The sequence below is a fragment of the Mesorhizobium salmacidum (SeqCode) genome (genome assembly GCF_037179605.1).
Classification (GTDB): domain Bacteria; phylum Pseudomonadota; class Alphaproteobacteria; order Rhizobiales; family Rhizobiaceae; genus Mesorhizobium; species Mesorhizobium salmacidum.
Genome location: NZ_JAPYKS010000009.1, coordinates 153357 through 169814, shown reverse-complemented (window position 1 = coordinate 169814; position 16458 = coordinate 153357). Strand labels below are relative to the sequence as shown.

Sequence of the window (16458 nt, the reverse complement as noted above, 5' to 3'; positions counted from 1 at the left end):
TCGGCGGCCCCTTAGGGTGAACGAAAAAGAAGAGAAGCAGAACCTTCGTGGGCGATTTTTGCACGCGGTCTCCCGCAACTATATGATAGTGCACACGCCCCTGCTCGCACGGCTGCATTGGTCGATCATGAGGCGGCGGAAATGCCATGGCGCCATCACGGTCATTTAAAATCATATGGGAAAGGAGTAATATTAGTTGTCGCTCACATTGTTGCGCGACCAACATATGGGAGGAAAGCATGAATCGCAGATCTGCAATTGCCCTTGGTCTCACGGCTGCGGCGGCAACCCCTCTGTTCGTCCTGACTGCGCATGCAAAGACGAAGAAATACGGCCCGAAAGACGGCAAGGAGATTGCTCCTGGCGTCAGGGTGGTGGAGGTCGGTACCGGGAACGCCGACATTCCCGCCTACAAGAGCATCTCGATTGTCGACGTCGTCTTTCAGCCCGGGGCACACGCTCCTCAAACCGTGATGGACAACGACATGGTCTGCACGATTACCGCCGGTGCATTCACGATCAAGAAAGCGGACAAGGAATTCAAGCTGAAGGAAGGCGACATGTACACTTGCGCCAAGGGCAAGACCGACGAGGCGACCAACACAAGCAAGGTGGTCGGCATACATCGCATCGCCGTCCTGATACCTGCTTAGGGAGACGGGATTCCGGTCGACGCGTCGACCGGAATGTTGCCGTGCAATCAGCGACTCCAATTCCTGCAGATTCAGCGAGATCGGGCCTCGCTGTTCGAACCGGATGCGGTGATCGACTGGGGCGGTGGACGGTTTCTGCGCGGCTACGAAGCCATTCGCAGCCACTATGCCGACGTCACCGCCTCCGGTCGTAAGTTTGCCGTCGGCGAGCAGCGTGCGGCGCTGGTCAGCGGTGACCTGGCGCTGACGTCGACCCGCTTTCCGGACGGTGATGTGACAAGCTAGGGCGCCCGCCGGCAAGCGGATGGATCATGGCTCTGGGTGATCGATCGATACAGTGTCGATTGGTGACCGGATGGTGGGACGGTTTGCCCCGAAGCGCAAACAGGGACGTCGCGCCCGCAACGGGCGCGATCCGCCAGCAGTAAAGGCCGTGGACGGCTACCGCCGCAGCGCGTGTATGCTCGCCTTGCTGTCGTTGCCTATCGGCAGAGCCATATCATCGTCCAGAAGCCGCGTGATCCGGGCAAAGCCGGTGAACGCCTTTCTTGCTTCCTCCGCCGACATCTGTCCGGATAGGGCGGCCGAGCAGCAATTCAGGGCACACTGATACACAGGCCCACGCCGTCCCTTCGGCCATTTACGCAAGAAAACCATCGCCTCGGCGACACTATCCACTTCTTCCACAGGATGCCCTTGCCCGCGCGATATCCGCACGGGCGAAAAGAAATGCAGGTAGTCCATCGTTTCCTCCGCTTCGATCGAGATGCGCTCGATCGAACCCGCTGAAACGCGCCATCCGGTGCTTGGTTCCACGCGGAAAACAGAATCTTTAAAAAATCTGGCGGTCGAATGGATGAGCAATGTCGGCTATGTCGTCGGGAAGTGGCAGGCCGCTTTGCGGCCGGGTCGGTACTCCCTCAGTTCCGGCCGCTCCGAACGGCAGCGCTCAACCGCTATCGGGCATCGGGGATGGAACCGGCACCCGGATGGCGGATTGAGCGGGCTCGGCACATCGCCCGTAAGGATAATGCGCCTGCGCGTCCCGCTGGGTGTCGTCTCCACGACGGGAACGGCCGAGATCAGCGTCTGGCTGTAAGGGTGGGCCGGGGCTGAAAACACCTCTTCCGCCGGTCCTTCCTCGACGATCGAGCCGAGATACATGACCGCGATGCGGGTCGAGACCTGACGCACCACGGACAGGTCGTGGGCGATGAAGACATAGGTGAGGTCCAGCTTCTCCTGAAGGTCGGCAAGCAGGTTGACGATCTGCGCCTGTACGGACACGTCGAGCGCTGAGACCGGTTCGTCGAGAACGACGAGATCGGGATTGAGGGCTATGGCGCGCGCTATGCCGACACGCTGACGCTGCCCGCCCGAGAATCCATGGGGGAAGCGCATGACATGGTCCGGTAACAGTCCGACGAGCTCGAAGAGCTCCGCGACGCGGTTGGTGATCTCGCGCGATGAAAGCTTGCCATGGATGCGCAGCGGTTCCGCCACGAGGTCGCCGACACCCCGGCGCGGATTGAGCGAGGCCGACGGGTCCTGGAACACCATTTGCAGGCGCCGCCGCAGCGGCCTCAGTTCAGACAGCGACTTCGACATGATGTCGTCGCCTTCGAACAGCAGCTCACCGTCTGAAATGTCGTAGAGCCTGACCAGACAGCGCGCCAGCGTGGACTTGCCACATCCGGATTCGCCGACCAACCCTACGGTTTCGCCGCGCCGCACCGTCAGGGAGACATTGTCGACCGCATGGACGGTTCGCCTGCCTTCGGCGGAAAAACGGGTGCCGATCGAGAAACGCTTGCCGAGCGAGCGCGTTTCGAGGATTGGACGGTCGTTGTCGATCATCGGTCCGCTCATGCCTGCGCCACTCGAAAGCAGGCCGCCGCGTGCGTGGCGGCGCCAAGCTCGGGCTTGCCGGTTAGACACGGCTCGTAGCGGACCCGGCAACGCGGACCGAAGGCACAGCCTTGCGGCAATCGCAGCAGCGATGGCGAATGCGAGACCATGCGATGGAAGCGCTGGCTGGAGCAGGAAGGCGTTTTGGACACGACGCCGAAATCCAGCACGACGCTGGATGATTGCACGCTGATCATGCGCGAGGCGATCAATGGCGCTGGAATAGCGCTTGCTGACACGATGATGGCCCAGGATCTGCTGCAGCAGGGCAAGCTGGTCGCCCCGTTCAGCGCCCGCCATACCTATCCGGCGGGCATCTACCTGCATCAGCGCCGCAGCATCGGCAACAAGCCGGGTACCGGCCTCTTTCAGGACTGGCTGCTTTCCGAAGTCGAGGACCATAAGCGGGTGATGGCCATCGCCTAGGCAGCCCCGCTTGCCGACAGATTTGTGAACACGGGTTCGTCCAGATTCAGGCCGTGGATCGAGAACTCGAATCAACAGGCAGGCCTTTTCAAAAGCGGCTCACCATCATCGCCCCGTCGATAATCGCGGTTCGCATTGAATATCTTTAAGGTCAAAGCCGGCAAATCGATTGCTTGCCGGTTCCCCTGCGTCAGGCGTAACCTCCGCGATCAACGCGTGAGGGCGCGTGCTGCAAGAAGGGGACATTGCAATGACGATACAAGGCGCATCGCCTGACCTGTATAATGAAGACCTCGCTCCTGCCAAGGTTCGAAACTGGGGACCGTTCTCGATCTTCAACGTCTGGACGTCGGACGTCCATAGCCTGTGGGGCTACTACCTCGCCGCCAGCCTGTTTCTGTTCTGTGGCGGCTTCGTCAATTTCATCATCGCCATCGGCATCGGCTCGCTGATCATCTACGCGCTGATGAACATGGTCGGCTATGCCGGTGTCAAGACCGGTGTGCCCTACCCCGTGCTCGCCCGCGCCTCCTTCGGCATCTGGGGCGCCAACATTCCGGCACTGGTGCGCGCCATCGTCGCCTGCTTCTGGTATGGCGCGCAGACCGCCGCCGCCTCCGGCGCCATCGTTGCATTGCTGATCCGCTCGCAATGGTTCGCCGACTTCAACGCCAACACCCATTTCCTCGGCCATTCCGGCCTGGAGGTGATCTGCTTCGTGGTCATATGGGCCCTGCAACTGCTCATCATCCAGAAAGGCATGGAAACGGTGCGCCGGTTCCAGGATTGGGCGGGACCAGCCGTCTGGGTGATGATGCTGCTCCTGGCCATCTATCTCTGCGTCAAATCCGGAACCTTCGCCTTCACCAGCGACATCCCGATGGACGTGCTTCTGGAAAAGACCAAGGATGCCGGCGTGCCTGGAACGCCGGGCTCGTGGACGTCGCTGTTCGCGGTCGCCGCGATCTGGGTGACGTATTTTTCGGCGCTCTATCTCAATTTCTGCGATTTCGCCCGCTATGCGCCCGATCAGGCGGCGCTGCGCAAGGGCAATATTTGGGGTCTGCCGATCAACCTGATCCTGTTCTCGCTGGTCGCCGGCGTCACCACCATTGCCGCCTACGACGTTTACCATGAGGTGCTGCTGCACCCCGACCAGATCTCGGCGAAGTTCGACAGCTGGTTCCTGGCTGCCCTTGCCGCCCTGACCTTCGCGGTGGCGACGCTTGGCATCAACGTCGTGGCCAACTTCGTGTCGCCGGCCTTCGACTTCTCCAACGTCTTCCCGCGGCAGATCGACTTCAAGAAGGGCGGCTACATCGCCGCTGTCATCGCGCTTGTGCTCTATCCGTTCGCACCGTGGGAAGGCAGTGCCGCCTCTTTCGTCAACGTCATCGGCGCGACGATGGGACCGATCTTCGGCGTGATGATGGTCGATTACTATCTGATCCGGAAGGGCGAGGTCGACGTCGAGGCGCTGTATCGCGAGGACGGCGAGTTCCGCTTCCAGGGCGGCTGGCATGTCAATGCCTTCATCGCCGCCGGCATCGGCGCCGTCTTCTCCTCGATCCTGCCGAACTTCACCAACTGGCTGCCGTCCTGGTGGGGCGTCTATGGCTGGTTCTTCGGCGTGGCGATCGCCGGCGTCATCTACTACGTGCTGCGCACCGCCGCCCTGGGTGCAGGCGCCAAGATAGCAAAAGCCTGACGAACTTCTCTGGGGCGGCGCAACGCCGCCCCAGATTTATGCTCCTATCATCTCGGCCAGCTTGCGCACCGTGTTCCAGTTGCGCGAGGTTCCGATGCCCATGCGTTTGTGATTTGCGGCCGCGAGCAGCCGCGAGCTAGGCCTCTCCCGTGAAAAGACGACCCAGATGTCGCCGCCGACCAGAAGCACCTTCTCGTCCGCGGCGGCATAGGCCTGCAGGCCCGATATGGCATCCTCGGCCACGGGTTTGCGCATCACGCGCACCGCGACCTGATCGCCGGCTTCCACCGACTCGGTCGGGAATGGATTGCCGCTTGCGAGTTTGCGCCAGTCTCCGGCGGCACGGACGATGATGTCGACATGGCGGCCAAAGGTCTGTTCGAAGGCGGATTCCAGCCGCTTCTCAAGTCCGGCGATCGAGATCTTTTCGCTCTCGAAAACCAGGTTGCCGGTCGCCACCAGGGTGCGGACATTCTTCAGGCCGAGGCCTTCCGCCATCGCCTTGAGATCGGACATGACGACCCGCCGCCCCTCTCCCAGGGTGATGCTGTAGAGGAGCGCCACAAAGGTCCGCATGGCAGCGATCAGACCAGCCGGCTCTGCTCCACCGCCGCCTCGATGAAGCTGGCGAACAGCGGATGCGGATCGAGCGGCCGGCTCTTCAGCTCGGGGTGATATTGCACGCCGATGAACCAGGGATGGTCGGGATATTCGACCGTCTCCGGCAGCACACCGTCGGGCGACATGCCGGCAAAGATCAGCCCGCAATCCTCCAGGCGCTTCTTGTAGTCGATATTGACCTCGTAGCGGTGCCGGTGACGTTCGGAAATCTGGGTGTCGCCGTAGATATCGGCGATCTTCGAGCCTTTGGCGAGCTCGGCCTGATAGGCGCCGAGCCGCATGGTGCCGCCGAGATCGCCGCTCGCCCTGCGCTTTTCCAGCATGTTGCCCTTCAGCCATTCGGTCATCAAACCGACGACTGGTTCCTTGGTGGGGCCGAACTCGGTCGATGAGGCATGTTCGACACCGGCCAGTGAGCGTGCCGCCTCGATGCAGGCCATCTGCATGCCGAAGCAGATGCCGAAATACGGCACCTTGCGCTCGCGTGCGAACTTCGCCGCCAGGATCTTGCCCTCCGAGCCACGCTCGCCGAAACCGCCGGGCACCAGGATGCCGTGCACCTTCTCCAGCCAAGGCGTCGGGTCTTCCTTTTCGAAGATTTCCGATTCGATCCAGTCGAGCTTCACCTTGACGTGGTTGGCCAGCCCGCCATGCGAAAGCGCCTCGATCAGCGATTTGTAGGCATCCTTGAGGCCGGTATACTTGCCGACGATGGCGATGGTGACCTCGCCCTCCGGATTATGGATGCGGTTGGAGACAGCCTGCCATGGCTCCATGCGCGGCTTGGGCGCCGGGTCGATGCCGAAGGCGGCCAGCACTTCCGAATCGAGACCTTCCTTGTGGTAGGCCATAGGCACGTCGTAGATATGCGGCACGTCGAGCGCCTGGATGACGGCGCTTTCCCTGACATTGCAGAACAGCGACAGTTTGCGGCGCTCTTCCTTGGGAATGGCGCGGTCGGCGCGCACCAGAAGAATATCCGGCGCAATGCCGATCCCGCGCAATTCCTTGACCGAATGCTGCGTCGGCTTGGTCTTCAGCTCACCCGCCGTCGGGATATAGGGCATCAAGGTCAGGTGGACATAGACGGCGTTGTTGCGCGGCAGATCGTTGCCGAGCTGGCGGATGGCTTCGAGGAACGGCATCGCCTCGATGTCGCCGACCGTGCCGCCGATTTCGCACAGCACGAAATCATAGTCGTCATTGCCGTCGAGGACGAAGTTCTTGATCTCGTCGGTAACGTGCGGGATGACCTGCACGGTCGCGCCGAGATAGTCGCCACGCCGCTCGCGCTCGATGATATTCTTGTAGATACGCCCGGTCGTGATGTTGTCCTGCTGGTTGGCGGAACGGCCGGTGAAGCGCTCGTAATGGCCAAGGTCGAGGTCGGTTTCGGCCCCATCATCGGTGACGAACACTTCGCCATGCTGGTACGGCGACATCGTGCCGGGATCGACATTGAGGTAGGGGTCGAGTTTTTTGATGCGTGCGCGATAGCCTCGCGCCTGCAGGAGAGCCCCAAGGGCCGCTGCGGCAATGCCTTTTCCAAGTGAGGAAACCACGCCGCCTGTGATGAATACATATCGCGCCATGGGAGTCATCGCTTAACGCGGCCGGATTGATTCCGCCAGAGAAAAAACCGCCGCGAAGGCTTTTTCCCAAGATGGCGCTCGGACCATGATCCCGAAAAGTGGAATCCGGTTTTTGGACAAGATCACGACCAAACAGGTTTGAGCGGGACCTTAAGCAAAACAAAAGGGCCGGCTGAGCCGGCCCTTTCGGCATGATGATGGAAACGTCAGATGATGACGACTTTGGTGCCGACCCGGACGCGGCTGTAGAGGTCCATGACGTGCTCGTTCATCATGCGGAAGCAGCCATTGGAGGCACTGGTGCCGATCGACTGCGGCGCGATGGTGCCGTGGATACGCAGATGCGTATCCTTCTTGCCGTCATAGAGATAGATGGCGCGTGCGCCGAGCGGGTTCTGGCCGCCGCCGGCCATGCCGTCCTTGTACTGGCCGTAGTGCTTGGGCTCGCGCTTCTGCATGTCGAGCGTCGGGATCCAGCGCGGCCATTCCTGCTTGTCGCCGACCGCGACCGTGCCCTTGAACTGCAGGCCTTCGCGGCCGACCGCGATGGCGTAGCGGCGTGCGGTGGTCGATGATTCGACGAGATAGAGCCGGCGAGCACTGGTGTCGATGACGATCGTGCCGGCATCGTAGCCCGTGAATTCCACGTCCTGAGGCACGAATTCCGGCTTCACCTTGAACGGCTTCTTGGCATTCTTCTGGGCAAGTGCCGAGTCGAGCGCGCGTGTCTCGGGCAGATAGCTGATCGATGAGCCGGATGAGGTTCCACCGAACAGACTGGCGAACAGGCCGCCGCTTGACTGCTTCTGGCCGCCGACCACCTCGCTGCGCAATTCGCCATTGTTACCGGTCAAAGCGACATTCATCACCTCGGCCGGGACAGGCTCGGCCGACTGGATAGGCGTGACCGGTTCAATCGGCTCGATAATCTTGATGGTCTTCTTGGCCGGCTTGGCATCGGCCACTTCGGTTGCCGGTGCCTTCTGACCCTTGCTGGCCAGGAATGCCTTCCGGTCCGCGTCAGCCCTGGCTTTGGCTGCCTCGCGCATCGCCAGCTTCCTGGCTTCGAGCGCCTTGGCTTTGGCGTCTTCCTTGCCAGCGGCGATCTTGGCCTCGATCTTCTTGATCTGGGCGAGGTCGTCCGGTGTCGGGGTTTTCTTCTTCTTGAGAAGCTTCAACTGCGCCGCATCGCTCTTGGCCGCGACGGGGATGGCGTCGGTTTTTTCAAGCGACACCGACTGTTGTGCGGCCATATTTGCCGGCATGCCGGCGAAGGCCGGGGAACTCATGCCGATTGCGGCGCAAAGTCCCAGGAAAATGAAGCTGCGAAGCTGCATGGCGAAGATCCGATCGTTCAATGCTTGTTGCCTACGGCGTCGCCCGGCGCCCCCCAAGGACGCCGAAAATGCCGCGTGCAATCTATAGTCGAATAAGCGCGGATGCCTCAAGCGCGAGACCGCACTGCTGCCCGTCGAATCTTCGTGATCGCGCAGCATTTGCCGCGACTGTGTTCAAACGATCACAGATCGCGGTTTGGAAACGTCAAGGTTACTGGTTCGGAACCTGAGGCGCCGCCGGCGCGGTGTTGGTGGTCCCGGTCGCTGGCGGCGTCGAGCCGGCGGCGGGTGCCGTGGCCGGGGCCGTTGCCGGAGGCTTTGCCGCGGCGTCGTTTCCGGACGGCGGCGTCGGCGTAGCGTTGCCGGCGGGTGCCGGCGTGGTCTTGCCCGGCAGTTGGTTGAGCACGCCCTTGCCGTCCGAGGTCGTGGGAACCCGATCGAGAATGTCGATCGGTTTCTCGCCGTAGCGGGCGATGATCGACAAGGTCAGCGACGTCACAAAGAACGCAGCCGCCAGGATCGCCGTCGCCCGGGTCAAAGCGTTGGCGGCGCCGCGTGCCGTCATGAAGCCCGATCCGCCACCAATGCCGAGGCCGCCGCCTTCGGAGCGCTGCAGCAGCACCACGCCGACAAGGGCGAGCACGACCATGAGATGGATGACGATCAGTACGGTTTGCATAGTTTATCCTGGCAAGGCCCTGCCCGGCCGCGGACACGACCGGTGAATTGGAGGCGGCTCAATACAATGCTTTCACGGCATTTCCAAGCCCGTGGCCGGAATATGGGAAGCAACGCGCCCTTTGCAACGAAATTGGACGGGACGAGACCCGCCCACCCTCGTGAATCTCAGCCTGCAATGCTGCGATAGGCTTCGGCGATACCCAGGAAATCAGCCGCTTTCAGGCTGGCGCCACCGACCAGCGCGCCATCGACATTCCGGACGCCCAGCAGCTCCACCGCGTTGGACGGCTTGACCGAGCCGCCATAGAGAATGCGCATCCTGGCGGCGGCGGCGCCGAGCTTTTCCGACAGCTTTTCGCGGATATGCGCATGCGCTTCGGCCACATCGGCCGCGGTTGGCGTCAAGCCGGTGCCGATCGCCCATACCGGCTCATAGGCAATGACGGTGTTGGATGGCGTGGCACTTGGCGGCACCGAGCCAGCCACCTGGCGCGACAGCACCTCCAGCGTGGCTCCAGCCTCACGCTCCTGCCGCGTCTCGCCGATGCAAACGATGGCCACCAGCCCGGCACGCCAGGCCGCGGTGGCCTTGGCCTGGACCGTCGCGTCGTCCTCGCCGCTTTGTTCGCGGCATTCGGAGTGACCGACAATGACATGGCTCGCGCCCGCGTCCTTCAGCATCTCCGCGGAAATGCAGCCGGTATAGGCGCCGCTCTCCTTGCTATGGCAGTCCTCACCGCCGGCATGGACCGGCGTGCGCGACAGTATCTCCGCGGCATGGGAAAGCAGCGTCGCGGGAACACAGACCAGTGCTTCGGTCTCGGCGTCGAGCCCGCTCATGAAACCGTTGCCGATCATCCTGAGCTCGTTCAGCGAGGCGCTGGTGCCGTTCATTTTCCAGTTGCCGGCGACAAGCGGGCGAATTCCTGGCGTCATGGTGTGCTTCTCCGGGCGATATCAGGCTCTGGCTCTCACTACCAAAATCAGGCCACAAAGCAATCGACAGTGGACCGGAAGGGCGCTATTGCGCTTGTTTCAAACTCGGCGCATGCGAAAATGCGCATAAATCGGAAGTAACCATGCTTGGTATATTGAGAAGCGCGGCGGGTACCTGGGTCGCGAAGACATTGCTTTCGCTGCTGGTGGTCAGTTTCGCCGCGTGGGGCATCTCCGGACGGCTGATGGGCGGCCTTGCGGGCCACGATTCGGTGATAACGGCCGGCGGCACCAAGGTATCGATCAACGAATACCGCCTTGCATATGACCGCCAGCTCGCCGTCATGTCGCAGCAGTTCGGTCAGCGCCTCACTCATGAACAGGCAAAGGCGCTCGGCATTGACAACCAGGTGCTGGCGCAACTCGTTTCCGGTGCCGTTCTCGACGAACAGGCACGCAAGCTGGGCCTCGGCCTCTCCAAGGACCGGCTGGCCGAACTCACCCGCGAAGATCCGGCTTTCAAGGGCCCTGGTGGTCAGTTCGACCGAAGGACATTCGACTACATGCTGCACGAGGTCGGCATGCGGCCCGAGGATTACCTGAAGAACCGCGCCCAGGTGGCGGTGCGCCAGCAGATCGTCGAAGCGGTCTCGGACGGCCTCAAGGCGCCGGACACGTTCTTCAAGGCGGTCGCACTCTACCGCGGTGAAGACCGCACCGTCGACTATTTGACATTGCCAAAGACGCTGGTCGAGCCAATCGAAGCGCCAAGCGACAGCGTGCTCCAGGCCTATTTCGAGGCCAACAAGAAAACCTACGCCGCACCTGAATACCGTAAATTCTCGTATGTCCGCCTGGAACCGGTGGACATCATGGACACGACCGCGGTCACCGACCAGCAGGTCAGCGACGACTACAACAAGAACAAGGCACGCTACACCACGCCCGAAATGCGCACCATCGAGCAGCTTGTGTTCAAGACGCCGGATGCGGCCAAGGCAGCACTCGATTCGCTCAAGGCCGGCGCCACCTTCGACAAACTGGTGATCGCCGAAGGCAAGGCCCCGGCCGACACGCTGCTTGGCACGCTCGCCAAGGACAAGATCGCCGACAAGGCGGTTGCCGATGCCGCCTTCGCGCTCAACGTCAATGAAGTCAGCCAGGTCGTTCAGGGCACCTTCGGCCCAGTGCTGTTGCGCGTGACTGAGATCAAGCCCGAGGTGGTAAAGCCGCTCGCCGAAGTGTCCGACCAGATCCGCAAGGACCTGGCGCTGGGCGAGGCAAGCCGCATCCTTTTGGATGTACACGACAATTATGAGGACACTCGTGCATCGGGCAGTTCTCTGGCCGACGCGGCCGCCAAATTGAAGCTTAAGGACATCACCGTCGACGCCATCGATCGCAATGGCCTGAGGCCCGATGGCTCCATCGTCAAGGACCTGCCGGAATCACCGTCGCTGATCAAGGCCGTCTTTGATGCGGAACCCAACACCGAAAACGAGGCGCTGACCACCGCGGACAACGGCTTCGTCTTCTATGAGGTCGGTTCGATCACACCGGCCCGCGACCGCACTCTTGACGAGGTGCGCCAGAAAGTTGTCGCCGACTGGACGGCGGCCGAGACCACCAAGCGGCTCGCCGCCAAGGCGGACGAACTCGAGAAGCGCCTCAAGGCCGGCGCCACGCTCGACGTCATCGCCGGTGACCTCAAGCTGGAAAAGCAGACCAAGCGCGGCTTGAAGCGCGAAGCCGATGATGCCGATTTCGGCAAGGAGGGCGCCGCCGTGATGTTCGGGGTCGGCGAAGGCGGCACCGGCTTGATCCCCTCGCCCACCGGCGACGGCCAGATCCTGTTCAAGGTCGCCGAAGTGTTCGAACCGGCCGGCGCCGACGCCAGCTCGGTGCCGGACGACGCGCAGAAATCATTCACCTCCGGCATGTCCGACGACCTGCTCGACCAATTGGTGGCGCAGTTGCAGACGCAGTACGACGTCCGCATCGACCAGGCCGCCGTTGCCCAAGCCTCGACGAGATGAGCGCGCTGAAAACCCACATCGCCAAGGTCGCGACCGGCACTGCCCTGTCCTTCGAGGAGGCCTGCGAGGCCTTCGACATCATCATGTCGGGCGATGCGACCCCAGGGCAGATCGGCGGCTTCCTGATGGCGCTGCGCGTGCGCGGCGAGACGGTGAACGAGATTTCGGGCGCTGTCGCCACGATGCGCGCCAAGATGCTTCGCGTCGATGCCCCTGACGGCGCCATCGACATCGTCGGAACCGGCGGCGACAATTCGCACTCGGTCAACATCTCGACGGCCTCCGCCTTCGTCATTGCCGGCAGCGGCGTGCCTGTCGCCAAGCACGGCAATCGTGGCCTGTCCTCGCTGACCGGCGCGGCCGACGTGCTGATTGCCCTCGGCGTCAAGATCGACATTGCGCCGGAGATTATCGGCAAATGCATCCATGAAGCCGGTGTCGGCTTCATGTTCGCGCCGGCGCACCATCCGGCGATGAAGCATGTCGGTCCGGTTCGGGGCGAGCTTGGCACGCGCACCATCTTCAACCTGCTCGGCCCGCTTTCCAACCCGGCCAGCGTCAAGCGGCAGATGGTCGGCGTGTTCATGCCGGAATGGATCATGCCGGTGGCCGAAACGCTGAAGGCGCTCGGCACCGAGCATGCCTGGGTCGCCCATGGCGATGGCTATGACGAGATCACCACCACGGGCGAGACGCAGGTTGCCGAACTGGTTGGCGGCGAAATCCGCAGCTTTACGCTGACCCCGGAAGAGGTTGGACTGAAGCGCCATACCAAGGATGAGCTGCGCGGCGGTGATGCCGCCTATAATGCCAAGGCCTTGCGCGATATGCTGGGCGGCGGCGCCGGCGCCTACCGCGACACGGTGTTGATGAATGCCGGCGCCGGACTGGTGATCGCGGGCAAGGCGACGACACTCGGCGACGGCATCGCCATCGCCGCGCAGGCGATCGACAGCGGCCGGGCGCTGCAGGTGCTCGACCGGCTGGTCGAAATTTCGAACGGGTGAACCGTGTCTGACATTTTGCGCAAGATCGAAGCCTACAAGCGCGACGAAATAGCCGCCGCCAAGGCACGCCTGCCGCTGGCCGAGATCAAGGCGCGCGCAAAAGACGCCGACGCACCGCGCGGCTTTCTCGCCGCGCTGGAAGCAAAGCGCAGATCGGGCGGCTTCGCGCTGATCGCCGAGATCAAGAAGGCAAGTCCGTCCAAAGGGCTGATCCGTGCCGATTTCGATCCGCCGAGCCTGGCCAAGGCCTATGAAAAAGGCGGCGCGGCCTGTCTTTCCGTGCTGACCGATGCGCCCTCCTTTCAGGGCGCACCGGAGTTTCTGACCGAGGCGCGAGCCGCCGTGACGCTGCCCGCGCTGCGCAAGGATTTCCTGTTCGACCCCTACCAGGTTCACGAGGCGCGGGCCTGGGGCGCGGACGCCATCTTGATCATCATGGCCAGCGTCGATGACGCCATGGCAAGCGAACTCGAATCGACCGCATTCGAGCTCGGCATGGATGCCCTGATCGAGGTGCACGACGAAGCCGAGACGGAGCGCGCGCTGAAACTGTCATCGCAATTGATCGGCATCAACAACCGCGACCTGCGGACATTCGAGACCAGCCTCGACACGTCGGAGCGGCTGCGGGCGATGGTGCCGGGTGGTCATTTGCTGGTCAGCGAAAGCGGCATCTTCTCGCATGACGATTGCCTTAGACTACAAAGGATGGACATCGACGCCTTCCTGGTGGGCGAGAGCTTGATGCGCCAACGGGATGTGACCGCTGCAACACGCTCGCTGCTCACGGGCAAGGCGCCCGATGGGTCGGCCCGAAAATCGGAATCGATTTTCGGAGAGCACGATGCATAGAGTCAAAGGGATAGAGCGCACTTTGTGCGTCCGAATGGACGCACGTCGCTCTAGGGCGATTTGACGATGGCTGCCAACCTCACGCACCTTGGCGCGCAGGGCGAGGCCAACATGGTCGATGTCGGCGACAAGGACGAGACGACGCGCACCGCGATTGCCGAGGGTTTCGTCTCGATGCAGCCAGAGACGTTGAAGACCATCCTTGCCGGCAATGCCAAGAAAGGCGATGTGCTCGGCATCGCGCGCATCGCCGGCATCATGGCGGCGAAGAAGACGCATGAATTGATCCCGCTCTGCCACCCCCTGCTGCTGACCAAGGTTTCCGTCGACATTGAGCCTGATCATGCGCTGCCAGGCCTGAAGGTCACTGCCCTAGCGCGCGTCACCGGCAAGACCGGGGTCGAAATGGAGGCGCTGACCGCCGCGTCCGTGGCCTGCCTGACCATCTACGACATGGCAAAGGCGGTGGACCGCGCCATGGTCATCTCAGGTATCCGGCTGGTCGAAAAGACCGGCGGCAAGTCTGGCGACTACAAGGCAGGTGCCTGATGGCGCTGGTTCCGGTCGTCGAGGCGCTCGAACGCCTGCTTGATGGCGCTGTGCCGCTGGAGGGCGAAAGCGTTCCTCTCATCGAGGCTGTCGATCGTGTGCTGGCGGAACCCGTCGTCGCGCTTCGCACCCAGCCACCTTTCAACGCTTCGGCCATGGACGGTTATGCAGTGCGTGCCGCCGACGTGGCGTCGGTGCCGTCGAAACTCGCGGTGATCGGCATGGCGCCGGCCGGGCGCGGCTTTGACGGTACGGTCGGCCAGGCACAGGCCGTGCGCATCTTCACCGGCGCACCGCTGCCTGACGGCGCCGACACCATCGTCATCCAGGAAAATGTCCGGGATATCGGCGGTGGCAATATCGAGGTGATCGAGCCCACCGCGGAGTGGCGTAACATCCGCCGCATCGGTCTCGATTTTTCCAAGGGCGACGTGCTGCTGGAAAAGGGCCGCGTGCTCGACCCGGCGGCACTGTCGCTGGCGGCATCGGCCAATCATCCCCGAGTGGGCGTGGTGAAACGGCCGCTGGTCGCCATCATCGCCACCGGTGACGAGTTGTTGCCGCCCGGGAGCGAACTCGGGCCTGACCAGATTATTTCGTCCAACGCCTATGGCGTCGCCGCTGCAGCACAGTCGGTCGGTGCCCGCGCGCTCGATCTCGGGATCGCCGCCGACCGCAAGGACGCCATCGCCGGCATGGTCAGGAAAGCTGTCGCGGCGAGAGCCGATGTCATCGTTACGCTGGGCGGCGCCTCGGTCGGCGACCACGACCTGATCCATGACGTGCTGACCGGCGAAGGCATGACGCTCGGCTTCTGGAAGATCGCCATGCGTCCCGGCAAGCCGCTGATGTTCGGACGCCTCGGCGATATCAGGTGCATCGGCCTGCCCGGCAACCCGGTGGCAAGCCTGGTCTGCTCGCAATTGTTCCTGAAGCCGCTTCTGGCCAGGCTGGGCGGTCGCGCCTACCGTCAGGACATCCGTCAGGCGCGGCTGGGCACCGCAATGCCCGCCAATGATCTGCGCCAGGATTATGTGCGGGCGGTGGTCAGGGAAGACCACGGCGAACTGATGGCAACGCCATTCGGCATCCAGGATTCCTCGATGCTGAGGATGCTTGCCGACGCCAACGGGCTGGTCGTGCGCGCGCCTTTTGCCCCTGCATCCGCTGCCGGAGACGTTTGCAGCGTTCTGATGTTGCGCTGAAGAAATTTCCCATAAATAAGCTGATACAAGACAAAAATGATCTCGGCTATTCCGAGATCAAGGTCCGCGTCAACGCATGGGCCGGATCGGCAAGGCCATCAACGACGTCGTAATGATGCCGATCGGGCTCGACCACGGCACTGGTGACGGCGCCAAGCCCGGTCCAGATATTGGCCAGCAATGCATTCTGGCGCAGGAACTCGGAACGCTCCCCACCGCCAGCCCAGCAGGTGATGCGGACACCATCCATGGGCCGCAGCAGTGCCGGGCTTTCCGTCAGCGCCTCATGCTCGTCGATTTTCAGCACCGTGTTCATTTCCGTGCGCATCAGCGGACGCAAATCATGCAAGCCTGAAATCGAAACGACATGGCGTATGCGCCGCGAGACATCGGCCGCCAAAGGCGTCGATGTCGTCACCATGCGGCTGGCGAGATGGCCGCCGGCCGAATGTCCGGTCAGCATCAGTGGTCCCTCGACCATGGCCGCCGCCTTGCCGATCGCCGCCCCGATTTCGCTGACAATGCCGGCGATGCGTATATCGGGGCATTGCGTATAGGACGGCATCGCCACGGCAAAGCCGGTGCCGACCCCGCCACCGGCGAGGTGCGACCACAAGCTCTTGTCGGTCTCCATCCAATAGCCGCCATGGATGAACACCACGAGTCCCCTGGGCGCGACATCGGGAAGGAAAAGGTCGAACCGATTGCGCGGCCCGTCGCCATAGGCGATGTCGAGCCGTGCCCGGCCCTGCGCCGACATCGCGTCTCGGAATGCTTGCGCGGGTTCCGCCCAGGCGGCCGGCCAACGGTCGCTGCCGGCGATATTGGCGCCGTTGGCGTAGGCATTGTCCCAGTCGGCAATGCGATGGTCGAGCATCGGCACCCTCCCCGAAGCGGTATCGTTTCAACACTAGCAATGGCCGCCGCCATGTCATGCGTCAATGCTC

The 16458-nt window shown here is 62.6% G+C and carries 17 protein-coding genes; 9 read left to right on the top strand and 8 right to left on the bottom strand.

The window, feature by feature from the left end:
• The first annotated feature begins 239 nt into the window (after window positions 1-239).
• Both O7A60_RS14545 and O7A60_RS14540 read left to right on the top strand, forming a co-directional pair.
• Window positions 240-653, top strand: a complete 414-nt coding sequence (locus tag O7A60_RS14545) for a hypothetical protein (protein WP_337106892.1) — start codon at window positions 240-242, stop codon at window positions 651-653.
• A gap of 33 nt (window positions 654-686) precedes the next feature.
• Window positions 687-938 (top strand): Cif family virulence factor, encoded by a 252-nt coding sequence (locus tag O7A60_RS14540; RefSeq protein ID WP_337106891.1) that lies wholly within the window; start codon window positions 687-689, stop codon window positions 936-938.
• A gap of 156 nt (window positions 939-1094) precedes the next feature.
• On the opposite strand, the gene O7A60_RS14535 is transcribed toward O7A60_RS14540, so the two are convergent.
• Window positions 1095-1517: a DUF982 domain-containing protein gene (locus tag O7A60_RS14535; RefSeq protein ID WP_337106890.1), complete on the bottom strand. Its 423-nt coding sequence runs from the start codon at window positions 1515-1517 to the stop codon at window positions 1095-1097.
• Window positions 1518-1523: 6 nt separating this feature from the next.
• Window positions 1524-2510, bottom strand: a complete 987-nt coding sequence (locus O7A60_RS14530; RefSeq protein ID WP_337106889.1) for an ABC transporter ATP-binding protein — start codon at window positions 2508-2510, stop codon at window positions 1524-1526.
• A gap of 195 nt (window positions 2511-2705) precedes the next feature.
• Here O7A60_RS14530 and O7A60_RS14525 point away from each other — a divergent pair, with 195 nt between their 5' ends.
• A complete protein-coding gene (locus O7A60_RS14525; RefSeq protein ID WP_337106888.1) occupies window positions 2706-2987 on the top strand; it encodes a type 2 periplasmic-binding domain-containing protein in 282 nt (93 codons plus the stop codon).
• A gap of 250 nt (window positions 2988-3237) precedes the next feature.
• Complete coding sequence (locus O7A60_RS14520; protein ID WP_140505426.1) at window positions 3238-4695, top strand: NCS1 family nucleobase:cation symporter-1; 1458 nt, start codon at window positions 3238-3240, stop codon at window positions 4693-4695.
• 36 nt (window positions 4696-4731) lie between these two features.
• Here the strand turns inward: O7A60_RS14520 and O7A60_RS14515 are convergent, their stop codons facing one another.
• From O7A60_RS14515 to tpiA, 5 genes are all read right to left on the bottom strand, one after another.
• On the bottom strand, window positions 4732-5271 hold the full coding sequence (locus O7A60_RS14515) for a DUF1697 domain-containing protein (protein ID WP_337106887.1): 540 nt from the start codon (window positions 5269-5271) through the stop codon (window positions 4732-4734).
• 8 nt (window positions 5272-5279) lie between these two features.
• Window positions 5280-6917, bottom strand: a complete 1638-nt coding sequence (locus tag O7A60_RS14510) for a CTP synthase (RefSeq protein WP_337106886.1) — start codon at window positions 6915-6917, stop codon at window positions 5280-5282.
• A 197-nt stretch (window positions 6918-7114) separates the two neighbouring features.
• Entirely contained in the window at window positions 7115-8245 is a 1131-nt protein-coding gene (locus tag O7A60_RS14505; RefSeq protein ID WP_337106956.1) for a L,D-transpeptidase, read from the bottom strand.
• 211 nt (window positions 8246-8456) lie between these two features.
• Complete coding sequence (gene secG, locus O7A60_RS14500; RefSeq protein ID WP_337106885.1) at window positions 8457-8924, bottom strand: preprotein translocase subunit SecG; 468 nt, start codon at window positions 8922-8924, stop codon at window positions 8457-8459.
• Window positions 8925-9091: 167 nt separating this feature from the next.
• Entirely contained in the window at window positions 9092-9862 is a 771-nt protein-coding gene (gene tpiA, locus O7A60_RS14495) for a triose-phosphate isomerase (RefSeq protein WP_140505435.1), read from the bottom strand.
• A gap of 143 nt (window positions 9863-10005) precedes the next feature.
• Here tpiA and O7A60_RS14490 point away from each other — a divergent pair, with 143 nt between their 5' ends.
• From O7A60_RS14490 to O7A60_RS14470, 5 genes are all read left to right on the top strand, one after another.
• Complete coding sequence (locus O7A60_RS14490) at window positions 10006-11898, top strand: SurA N-terminal domain-containing protein (RefSeq protein WP_337106884.1); 1893 nt, start codon at window positions 10006-10008, stop codon at window positions 11896-11898.
• On the top strand, window positions 11895-12905 hold the full coding sequence (trpD, locus tag O7A60_RS14485) for an anthranilate phosphoribosyltransferase (RefSeq protein ID WP_337106883.1): 1011 nt from the start codon (window positions 11895-11897) through the stop codon (window positions 12903-12905). Before O7A60_RS14490 ends, trpD begins: the two co-directional genes overlap by 4 nt.
• Window positions 12906-12908: 3 nt before the next feature.
• Window positions 12909-13757 carry an indole-3-glycerol phosphate synthase TrpC gene (gene trpC, locus O7A60_RS14480; protein ID WP_337106882.1) on the top strand — a complete coding sequence of 283 codons (849 nt, stop codon included), beginning with the start codon at window positions 12909-12911 and terminating at the stop codon, window positions 13755-13757.
• Between the two features lie 66 nt (window positions 13758-13823).
• On the top strand, window positions 13824-14306 hold the full coding sequence (gene moaC, locus O7A60_RS14475) for a cyclic pyranopterin monophosphate synthase MoaC (protein ID WP_337106881.1): 483 nt from the start codon (window positions 13824-13826) through the stop codon (window positions 14304-14306).
• Window positions 14306-15511 carry a molybdopterin molybdotransferase MoeA gene (locus O7A60_RS14470; RefSeq protein WP_337106880.1) on the top strand — a complete coding sequence of 402 codons (1206 nt, stop codon included), beginning with the start codon at window positions 14306-14308 and terminating at the stop codon, window positions 15509-15511. Before moaC ends, O7A60_RS14470 begins: the two co-directional genes overlap by 1 nt.
• Window positions 15512-15557: 46 nt before the next feature.
• On the opposite strand, the gene O7A60_RS14465 is transcribed toward O7A60_RS14470, so the two are convergent.
• A complete protein-coding gene (locus O7A60_RS14465) occupies window positions 15558-16388 on the bottom strand; it encodes an alpha/beta hydrolase (RefSeq protein WP_337106879.1) in 831 nt (276 codons plus the stop codon).
• Window positions 16389-16458 lie beyond the last annotated feature (70 nt).

What these genes read in the sequence shown, in the direction of transcription:
- O7A60_RS14545 (WP_337106892.1), top strand. Translation starts at nt 240, where the DNA reads ATGAATCGCAGATCTGCAATTGCCCTTGGTCTCACGGCTGCGGCGGCA.
- O7A60_RS14540 (WP_337106891.1), top strand. Translation starts at nt 687, where the DNA reads ATGTTGCCGTGCAATCAGCGACTCCAATTCCTGCAGATTCAGCGAGAT.
- O7A60_RS14530 (WP_337106889.1), bottom strand. Translation starts at nt 2,510, where the DNA reads ATGATCGACAACGACCGTCCAATCCTCGAAACGCGCTCGCTCGGCAAG.
- O7A60_RS14520 (WP_140505426.1), top strand. Translation starts at nt 3,238, where the DNA reads ATGACGATACAAGGCGCATCGCCTGACCTGTATAATGAAGACCTCGCT.
- O7A60_RS14515 (WP_337106887.1), bottom strand. Translation starts at nt 5,271, where the DNA reads ATGCGGACCTTTGTGGCGCTCCTCTACAGCATCACCCTGGGAGAGGGG.
- O7A60_RS14510 (WP_337106886.1), bottom strand. Translation starts at nt 6,917, where the DNA reads ATGACTCCCATGGCGCGATATGTATTCATCACAGGCGGCGTGGTTTCC.
- O7A60_RS14505 (WP_337106956.1), bottom strand. Translation starts at nt 8,245, where the DNA reads ATGCAGCTTCGCAGCTTCATTTTCCTGGGACTTTGCGCCGCAATCGGC.
- secG (WP_337106885.1), bottom strand. Translation starts at nt 8,924, where the DNA reads ATGCAAACCGTACTGATCGTCATCCATCTCATGGTCGTGCTCGCCCTT.
- tpiA (WP_140505435.1), bottom strand. Translation starts at nt 9,862, where the DNA reads ATGACGCCAGGAATTCGCCCGCTTGTCGCCGGCAACTGGAAAATGAAC.
- O7A60_RS14490 (WP_337106884.1), top strand. Translation starts at nt 10,006, where the DNA reads ATGCTTGGTATATTGAGAAGCGCGGCGGGTACCTGGGTCGCGAAGACA.
- trpD (WP_337106883.1), top strand. Translation starts at nt 11,895, where the DNA reads ATGAGCGCGCTGAAAACCCACATCGCCAAGGTCGCGACCGGCACTGCC.
- moaC (WP_337106881.1), top strand. Translation starts at nt 13,824, where the DNA reads ATGGCTGCCAACCTCACGCACCTTGGCGCGCAGGGCGAGGCCAACATG.
- O7A60_RS14470 (WP_337106880.1), top strand. Translation starts at nt 14,306, where the DNA reads ATGGCGCTGGTTCCGGTCGTCGAGGCGCTCGAACGCCTGCTTGATGGC.
- O7A60_RS14465 (WP_337106879.1), bottom strand. Translation starts at nt 16,388, where the DNA reads ATGCTCGACCATCGCATTGCCGACTGGGACAATGCCTACGCCAACGGC.